The sequence below is a fragment of the Enterobacter sp. PL1 genome (assembly GCF_945957325.1).
In the GTDB taxonomy this organism is placed as follows: Bacteria; Pseudomonadota; Gammaproteobacteria; order Enterobacterales; family Enterobacteriaceae; genus Enterobacter; species Enterobacter roggenkampii.
Window position 1 is genome coordinate 226,048 of record NZ_CAMFKT010000005.1, and the last position, 9,526, is coordinate 235,573.

The window sequence follows — 9,526 nt, forward strand, 5'->3', positions numbered from 1 at the left end:
TCAATAGCTTCACATTACAGTGACCGAACATCTTTTTGCCAAGCGGGAAGAAATACGATATTGCCTTTTTTAGAATCACAAGGAATACTATCCCCCACCAGCATATACAACATGCTATGATACTCCCCCGGTAAAAACTAGCAATATCAAACCATTACAGAACACAAAAAAGACAGTTTGCACTCTTTTCATTATGCGTGAAAAGTAAAAACAACAATTACCACAAAATGTGGAAACCCGTAAGTGTAGATAGTCATATTCACACTGTGATGCCAGAAGATGAAAGAGGTTCATCATCCGAATGAACGATGGATTCCCCTCACTTCCTAGCCCGTGATGCTCAGCAGTTATATGCTATATTGACGAAACATCACAGGTAAATCCCCTGATACGGAAACCTACCTAGTTCTATCCGTGTCTGAAAAGTTTCTAAAAATGTTTCAACGTTATGAGTTTGACTGGAAATCTTCGATTATCTTTTGATTATAATCATCCAGATACTTTTGCAGTTCATCCCTGTCGATCAGACGTACCAAGGCTGATTCAGCTAACTCTTTCGCAGAGCGTGTGAAGTAGGAATTAGTCACAACCATCGCCTCATCACAACCATAGAACGTTTTAGCAGAGATCACCTGCTGCACCGCCGAGTTACCTACAGAACCAGAATAATTTTTCGCCTGAATAACCATATCCTTACCAAATCGAGTGACGAAGAGATCTGCACCCTGATCTTGCGTTCTCTTGGTTTCTTTGACGTCATAACCCATAGTCTGGAATATTTCCACAAGGAAATCTTCGAACTGGAAACCGTCCATCGCATCAACTAAATACATGGTGACGAATTTATTAGGGTTAAAATGCTCAAGGCGTGTAGCTAATCTATCAACCAGAATATCAAAATAAATACGTTCGCACACAGCCAAGTATTTTTTAACTTCATCAAATAAAACCAAAGGGACACCAGGCGTGGCCTCCGCTTTTTCATTGAACTCTACTGATGAGAACTCTATATTATTACTCCATATATAGAATAGAAATAATGAAAGATCTGCCCGGAAAGTGGTGCCTGCTTCCTCAATCCATGACTTCAACGATTCAGTAAGTGTGGATTTAATATGCCGTTTAACTTCCTTAGCGAAACCATAATAAAGAGCGTTAAATGACGTGGTAAGGAGTAATTTATCTAATAGCTCAGGTAACTGCTCAAGCTCATTGAACCCTTTCCTGACCAACACCTCACGGAAAAGTTGTAATTCGGAGTATGTACCATTATCTGTTGAGTAATCTGCTTCCGATTTATTATTATGTGAGAATCTTGAAGTGTAAATGAAGTTAGTAAAATATGGATCTTTTAAACTGGAGTATTTTTCGAGAACATTTTCAAGCAATTGATTAAGCTGAGTTTGTTCTTTCTTTTTCCCAAACAGATCTTTCAGCATACCCTTAGAACGATACTGAAACTCGGGATAAAAAGATGGATTCAATGGCGTCATACGTTGTATATCTATTGCTTGTGCAGTCGATGATGCTGAACCCCATGCAGACGTTTTTACAGGTGAAACGCCGCTACACCATGGACAATTAATCTCAAAAGTCGTTCTACTGCAAGTATCACACTGATAAATCATGACAACCCTCCATACCATTGCAGATTAATAAAAATTATAATTTTGCTATAAATTATCAGCCCAAATATTCTCACAAATTATTTTATACAAAGACTGTCGTTCATCGACATCTTGTTTTTTAAATGAATCATGTGGCTTGAAAGGCAATCCGAATACATTTCTCAACTGATTGAAATTAGGGTTATTCATATATGCCAATGGGCATAACGATTTAGCCAGGAGATTCTCTTTAATGTAATGAGGTTGCTTTTGATCGTAACACAAATCACCATATGACTGGTTTGAGCCTCTAGGTAATAAAACCAAATCACCTAAGCGATTTCTGTAATTGTTAAATTCGTGCTCTTGTTCAAACTCATCAGAGTAACGTTCATATTTATCGGCCCAAATATGCTCGACTTCAAATGGCTTACCATGTTCTGGCTGATAATATGTAATGAAGGTTGTACTCATTCCGGCTTGTTGCTCAACCCACGCAGTTATACGAGAAAGCAAAAACTTCACAAAACGATAGTTTTGACCATGGAGACGAAACTCTTCCATTCCTGCAAAAGTATCTGGCATTTCGGATAACTTCTTAGATAACAAATCTTTTAATTCTTCAATACTTTTACCACGAATTTCTTTAACAAGACTGTACATTGTGTAACGAATAGAACTGGCAGAGAATTTTCGGAAATTAACAGAACGACGAACAACAAATGTTTCAATATAGCGCGCCACCAGGTTTATTTTGGCTATCACAGCCTCAGGACTGTCACCTACATTTAATGGAGCCAACATCAAAGGGAAACTTAAAGTAGGTGCAATACCCCAATGGTGGATATAAAATACATATTCCAGTTGGTGCGTTAATGCTCTCTCAGCATTCAGTATTTGTGTATAGGCATTCAAATAAAACAAAAAGTTTTTTTGTATAAATCGTTCGAATGTCTCACCATTATCTGGGTCCAATCCCACCGCCTGAAGATTATCTCTAACCCAGCTATGAAAACGCGTACCTATTTTTTCAAAGTCTTCATTTTTTGAACCAGCTTTACCCGGGCGTATTGTATCAGCATATTGAGCACGCAACCATGACTGGAAAAAACGTTGGTCTTCATCTTTATCATAGTTTTTTAAATCCATCATCGCTTTTTTCCAGAGTTCATTTGCCTTTTGGCGTTTATCTCCCTGATGAAAGCGTGAAAGTAAAAAACCTTTAAGCATTTCGGACGGAGTAAGATTCAATCCTCGGTCATTCATAGTCTCAAAGATGGTATATGCGTTTTCATCTGAATAGGCAACTATCTCAACCATAATAACGTTATACTTAAGCCAGTCGATAAAAAAAGGAAAAGCCTGACCTTTTAATTCATCAGGAAAAGCATCTGTGATATTCTGATATCTCTCCACCATGTTATGGGTTGACTCATCATCCCCATCAACTAAACTATAGCTACCAAAATTAAACAATGCTTCCATGCAAGGTATTCTGTCTTCAACTACTATATTGAATGATTTGCTGCCACGTAACTCGGAGAAAATCATTGATTCTATTTTCTCTTCATATTTAAGTTCTTTCTGAAGGTTATGGAGGTAAATTAGAAATAAAGTTAATGAAGTCAGTCGTTGCTGACCATCAATAATACTCCGTTTCCCATCTTTACTACTCACAACAAATGGTCCTAAGTAATAATTATTGTAGTTTTCACCCTGCTCCCGAGAATCACCGACGGTGTATTCATTGAGAAACGCAGATGTTAAGTCTGTAACCAACTCTTCAATATGTTTCTCACCCCAGCTATACTCGCGCTGAAAGTAATCAACGGTATATTTTTGCGCATTTAGAACATCAAACAAATTACGATGGCGTGCTTCAATTTTATTATCTAACTTACTCATTATTATACTCCCTACATTAACGAGACTGACCAAACCCTTAAGAACTCATATTGATAAGTTACATATCAGCCAACAACATCCCAGCCATCCCATCCAGTCGCTTCTTGACTTTTTCCCACCCCGGCATAACCTGCCCCATCAAGCGGTAAAACTCCTCACTATGGTTGTGCTCAGCAACATGACATAACTCATGTAGCAAGACATAATCGATACATTCTGAGGATGCCTTAACCAGCCATGGATTCAGGGTCAGACAACCTTTCGCAGAACAGTTTCCCCATTGCGTTTGCATCGCCCGCAGACGTATCGGGGGACGCTCACTAACCCAAAGGGTCTGCGGTATCAATAAATCAAGCCTGCGCTGAAAGACATCTCTGGCGCGTTCCCGATACCATTCGGCCAGCAACGCTTTGACCTTTTCTGCCGATTTGTGTCTGATCGTCACTTCCAGACGCCCACGCAACATTTTCACTCGTTGCGGCACCGTAGCGTCTTCTGTCACTTTCAGCTGATATTGCCTGCCAAGATAGTAATGGCTTTCTCCGCTGACATACTGACGCGGAACAATGTGCGTCTGTTGCTCCCTGAAATCACGCAGTTGCTGGTATATCCAGCGACTTCTTTTTTTCAGCGCAGACAACACCTCGTGCTCCGGTGTTTCTGGCGGTACAGAGGCCACAACCCGGCAGTCCGGATGCACCTTGATGAGCACCCTGCCCTTAACGACCTGACGCGGAACACACTGTATGGCAATGGCTTCATCACCATAGACAATGCGTATAGCTTTCATTGCTGGCGACTCTTTTTCACTCATGATTTCATCAAACCAACGCGCAGTATCTGGATGATAGTTTCCACAATACGGTTTACCTGGTTCATTCCGGCCCCTATTTCCCGGCAGGCCGTAAACAGCAGCGGTAAGAGATTTGTCTTGACTGCTTTCTCGATATCCTGAGGGTTCAGGGAGTTTTCTGCCACTGCTTTGACGATAATGCAGTCCACTTCAAAAGCCAGCTTCGTCCACTTCTCCTGCACCTGAATGTCGTTAATCGCAAAAACCTCCGGTAGCTCTTTTTTAAATACACCGTAATACGCCTGAGCATGCTTGTTTACCGCCAGTGCATCCGGGATATCGCCGAGCTTACGGGCTTCAACTTTTTCTTCAAACTCACGGAATAGGAGGTATTGTTTCAGTGGATGGTCGAACAGTTTTTCAGCCTCTTCGATTGCCATGCGCAGGAGTCTGGAAAAGGCCTCCTGAGCATACGGGTCATCACGCAGCTCCTGCTCAATCATCTTTGTCACACGGGTTTTAATGATGTCGGTTTCATTGCGGGTTTTATTGTTGTCCCACTCTTCGGGCTTTTCACTCTTGCCCATTTTACCGACTTCATACACGCCATCCGGTTCACGAACCTCAACGCCGGTGACATGCTTATCCAGCAGTTTTTTCACCTGCTCAGCGTAGTCGTCATAATTGACCTGCTCTCCACTTACCTGCATCGCCCACTGGCGAAGGCTGGACATCTGTTTTACGGTTTCTTTATAGAGATTTCGGTCTTGTTCCGTAAAGCTCTTGTCGGTGAAGAAGGTGGCGGACTGCAGTGCCACTTTCAGGCATCCGGCAAAGGCTGTTAACGCCTCGAAGAAATCATCACGGGTTTTCTGATGGATATCGACCATCTCTCCATCACGTTCTTCCATTTTAGGCACCAGTACTGCACGTAACTGCTCAGTATCATTTTTGTTTTTAACACCGGCAAATATGGCCCACAGCTGGTTATACAGATGCGGCAGACGTTTATATTCAGAACTCATGGCGCTGTACAACCCGTCAATATCCTTGATGTCGTATCCGCCCTGGGTTCGGGAGGCGAGATCCTGATATTTACCGATCGTCGTGTCCAGTTCAGCCAGAATGCCGCGATAATCAATCAGCAGGCCAAACTTTTTCAGTGGATGCAGTCGGTTCACCCGGGCAATCGCCTGGATAAGGTTGTGGGACTTAAGCGGCTTGTCGATATACAGCACGGTATTTTTCGGTTCATCAAACCCGGTGAGCAGTTTATCGACGACAATCAGCAATTTGAGCTTATCATCGGTATCGAAACGACTGATGATATTGCGGGTATACACGGACTCATCCTGCGTGCCGACGTTATCTTTCCACCATTTCGTCACTTCCGGCAGTTTACTTTCATCAACCTCGGTATTCCCTTCCCGGGTATCCGGCGGGCTGATAACTACAGCTGACTCAAACAACCCGGCTTCATCAAGATACTTTTTATATTTGATGGCGGAGATTTTGCTGTCGCAGGCAAGTTGCCCTTTCAGCCCTTCATCAATATTTTTCGAGAAGTGTGTGGCAATATCGAGTGCGATAAGTCGGATGCGGTCATCTGCACTGTAGACCTCACCTTTACGGGCATATTTACGTTTAAGGTCGGCTTTTTGCGCTTCGCTTAATCCATCGGTAATACGGTCAAACCAGGCATCTATTGCCCGATCGTTAACCTCAAGGTCGGGAATACGTTCTTCATACAGCAAAGGTGTAACGGCTTTATCTTCTACCGCTCGCTGCATGGTATAAGCGTGGACAATCGGCCCGAATTTATTGGTGGTCTTATCTTCTTTCAGCAATGGCGTACCGGTAAATGCCACAAAGGCGGCGTTCGGCAGTGCCAGTTTCATTCGCACATGGTTCTCACCACCCTGGCTACGGTGTCCTTCATCAATCAGAACGATGATGTCGGGGCTGGTGTTGACGCATTCAGGCAATTTTGTCGCTGAATTAAATTTCTGGATAAGGGTAAAGATTATACGTTCTTTACCAGAGCCAATCTGCTGTGCCAGCTTCTGACCTGAGGTCGCCATCGCTTTGGCCTTATCATCCTTCCCTGCCAGTTCGCCACCAGAGACAAAAGTGCCGCTGAGCTGCCCTTCAAGGTCCACGCGGTCCGTCACCACCACAATACGACACTGCTTCAGGCTGTCATGAAGAATCAGCGCCTTGCTGAGGAATACCATGGTGTACGATTTACCGGACCCCGTGGTATGCCAGATCACCCCACCTTCCCTGCCCCCGTCTGGTCTGCGGGTGCTTATGCGTTCCAGCAGCCTTTTAATCCCGAACACCTGCTGATAGCGGGCGACAATTTTCCCGGTCTTTTTATCAAACAGGGTGAAGAAGCGGGTCATCTCCAGCAGACGTTCCGGTGAAAGCAGACTGATGAGCAGCTTATCCTGCCCGCTGACTGCCAGTTCCCCCCCATCGATTAACTGTTGATACCATTTGAGATCGACTGAAGGACGATGATCAAACAACGCATGAATTTGTTCAGTCGATAACTGATGGTTGCGCAGCGCATACATCTGCGGATCGGTAATATCTTCTTCGCGCCATGCCGCCCAGAATTTCATTGGCGTATGGCATGTACCGTAGCGCCCGTCATGACCGTTAATCGAAAGTAATAACTGGCTGTAGACAAACAGCTGCGGGATTTCATCGTTGAACTGGTTGCGGATACTCTGGGATATCCCCTCGTCAATGGTTGGCCCTTTCTTGCCATGACCAGCCGGGCTTTTCGCTTCAATAACAGCCAGCGGGATACCATTAACAAAGCAGACAATATCTGGCCTCCGGGTTTCAACACCACCTGACCGCAATACCGTAAATTCTTCAGTAAAATGGAACTGGTTATTTTCCGGATGTTCCCAGTCGATCAGCGCAATGGTGGGGTTGACCTTCTTGCCATCGACAAACTCCGTGACGGCGATACCGTAGAGCAGATGGTTATACATCCGTTCATTGGCTTTGAGCAGCCCTTCATTCAGCGCCGGAGAACAGACCTGTGATATCAGGTTATCCAGTGCTTTTTCCGATAACTGGCAGGTTTTGCCACCCGCCATAAAGGAACGCTTCGACAGCTCTTCACGCAGAACCGGACGCAGCACCACCTCATCCTGTTTATAGCCCCGGTAATCCATAATCTGTTTCGGAGATAAAAACGTCCAGCCGAGGCTGGTCAGTAACGTCAGTGCCGGGATTTTGGCGCTGTATTCTTCCTGGAATTTTGGCGTGTACGTCTGGTTCATCATTAATCCTTTTCTTTCTGGCGCTACTCGCTACTGGTCACATGAAGATTCATCAATGCAGACAGCACTTCTTAAATTTTTTACCGCTGCCACACGGACACGGGTCATTTCGCCCGGGCATGTTTTCTGCCCCCTTCACTGGAACAGGCCGGGATGATGCCTCTGACATTCTCACTGACAACCAGTACTGATAAAGTGCCAGTGCAGCAGGCTGAATAAGGGAAATACTTTTCTCAAACTGCTCTCCGGTCATTTTCTCAAGTACAGGAAAATTCTTCTCCACGCCATGAAGAGCGATCACTTCCAGAGAAGGCCGTAACTCACCGGGAAGACCAGACCAGTCATCCAGTGACTTTCCTTTCATATAACCAAAACACCACTCTTCCACAATGGTATATTTTTCCCCCTTTACCTCACGCTCATTGAAAATCGGCTCAAACAGTTCAGGGGCGTCATAAAGGCAACCAGCGATATCGTTCATATGCTGAAAACACAGACTGACAAAACGCTCCATCTCTCTCTCAGATGACCATTTCGGATGATAATCGCCTCCTCCCCAAATAGCACTCAGCCAGATATTGGGTGAAACCATATTTGGACCTGATAAAATCGCCGTCAGCAATCCATCCAGCTCAGAGAAACAGAGTACAGAATCATCCATTCCATACTTCATTAATATTTCTTCCAGCCAGTCGATTTCCCGGTCAGTCAGTGGACCGCTTTTCGTCAGTTTCATACGGCAACCGCCTCATCGACCTTAACACGACGTTTGCCAGTCAGTAGCTGTTGCATCAGGGCTTTTTTCTCATCTCTCAGGCAGGCGAGTTTTTTCTCCAGCGTGGAGATTTCAGCGTCGGCAGCAGAAAGTACGGCTGCGATTTTTTGTTGTTCTTCAATCTCAGGATAAGGAAGTTTTAAAAAAGAGAAATCTTCATAGCTGATTTGTTTTCCATCTCTAATTCCAATAACTGCGACGGCAAGATGCCCAATAAAATCGTAAGATTTGTAATATTGCTTATAAAACTCATCTACTATTTTTTTTATTGGGGTTAAAACTGTATACGCAGGGCTCACCAATCCCCGATAACGAGAGTATTCCAATCCCCCCTGGAATGATCGTAAGCTAATTATAAAATTACCCGGAACAACAAGCTTATAGCCCTTCGTTGAGCCATCAGGCATTACAACCCTACGCTCTAACATCGATCGAGGTATTACGCCCAGGTCTTGAGTAACTGCCAGAAGCTCCTCATCCTCGGAATTATTCTTTTGCGAAATAGTCTTAAACAGTTCTGCTGCCCTAAGCCATTTCCACGCCCCACTAAAGCTCACCCCATTCTCATCCAGCAGGCGTTTTTTCCCGGTAAGCAATTGCTGCATCAGGGCTTTTTTCTGCTGCTGGCTGTTGACGAGAAGCTTTTCCGTCACCGTAATTGCCTTATCCCAGGTGGACAGGATTTGAGCAATTTTCTTTTGTTCAGGAAGGGGGGCACACAGAACTTTAACTTTACGTAGCTCTTCTAGTGAAATTTCCTTAAATGTACTCCCTTTGCTCAAGGAATTAATATAATTACGTAATTTATCCATCGCAAATTGTTGATGGTAAAACTCATTACATTGATCACCAGATACTGATATCCGTGCTGTACCTTGCGTTAAATTCGCTTCTAATAAATTAGAAGGCACTATGGCTGTCTCGCCAATGTTGCCTCTCAAGGAGAATATAATATCCCCAGGGTGCACAGCTGAACGTCTGTACTTATAATGTATTTCAGGCGCTGTCCTCTGCAGTGACGCAGGATCAATAGCCCCTCTAATGTCAGAGCTTTTTATATAAGGTATTCCATTAGGAATATGTGGTCCCGCCTGAACAATTCCATAAGATATTTTTTCTTTTACAATATCCGACAACTGGTTAA

At 44.0% G+C, this 9,526-nt stretch carries 6 protein-coding genes; all 6 read right to left on the reverse strand.

Annotated elements, in window-relative coordinates; genetic code table 11:
• Positions 1–446: 446 nt before the first annotated feature.
• Genes N6P30_RS07180 through N6P30_RS07205 form a run of 6 tightly spaced genes read right to left on the reverse strand, consistent with a single transcriptional unit; the run spans position 447 to position 9,518 of the window.
• Positions 447–1,628 carry a restriction endonuclease gene (locus N6P30_RS07180; RefSeq protein WP_023293982.1) on the reverse strand — a complete coding sequence of 394 codons (1,182 nt, stop codon included), beginning with the start codon at positions 1,626–1,628 and terminating at the stop codon, positions 447–449.
• Positions 1,629–1,673: 45 nt separating this feature from the next.
• Positions 1,674–3,512, reverse strand: coding sequence for a DUF262 domain-containing protein (locus N6P30_RS07185; protein ID WP_023293983.1), 1,839 nt, complete (start codon positions 3,510–3,512; stop codon positions 1,674–1,676).
• 58 nt (positions 3,513–3,570) lie between these two features.
• Positions 3,571–4,326, reverse strand: a complete 756-nt coding sequence (locus tag N6P30_RS07190; RefSeq protein WP_032676935.1) for a M48 family metallopeptidase — start codon at positions 4,324–4,326, stop codon at positions 3,571–3,573.
• The gene (locus tag N6P30_RS07195; protein ID WP_023293985.1) at positions 4,323–7,607 is read right to left on the reverse strand and encodes a type I restriction endonuclease subunit R; all 3,285 of its coding nucleotides are present in this window, start codon (positions 7,605–7,607) and stop codon (positions 4,323–4,325) included. The genes N6P30_RS07190 and N6P30_RS07195 overlap by 4 nt, the downstream gene beginning before the upstream one ends.
• A gap of 52 nt (positions 7,608–7,659) precedes the next feature.
• Positions 7,660–8,343 (reverse strand): YecA family protein, encoded by a 684-nt coding sequence (locus N6P30_RS07200; protein ID WP_000779013.1) that lies wholly within the window; start codon positions 8,341–8,343, stop codon positions 7,660–7,662.
• A complete protein-coding gene (locus tag N6P30_RS07205; protein ID WP_260629936.1) occupies positions 8,340–9,518 on the reverse strand; it encodes a restriction endonuclease subunit S in 1,179 nt (392 codons plus the stop codon). The genes N6P30_RS07200 and N6P30_RS07205 overlap by 4 nt, the downstream gene beginning before the upstream one ends.
• Positions 9,519–9,526: the final 8 nt, after the last annotated feature.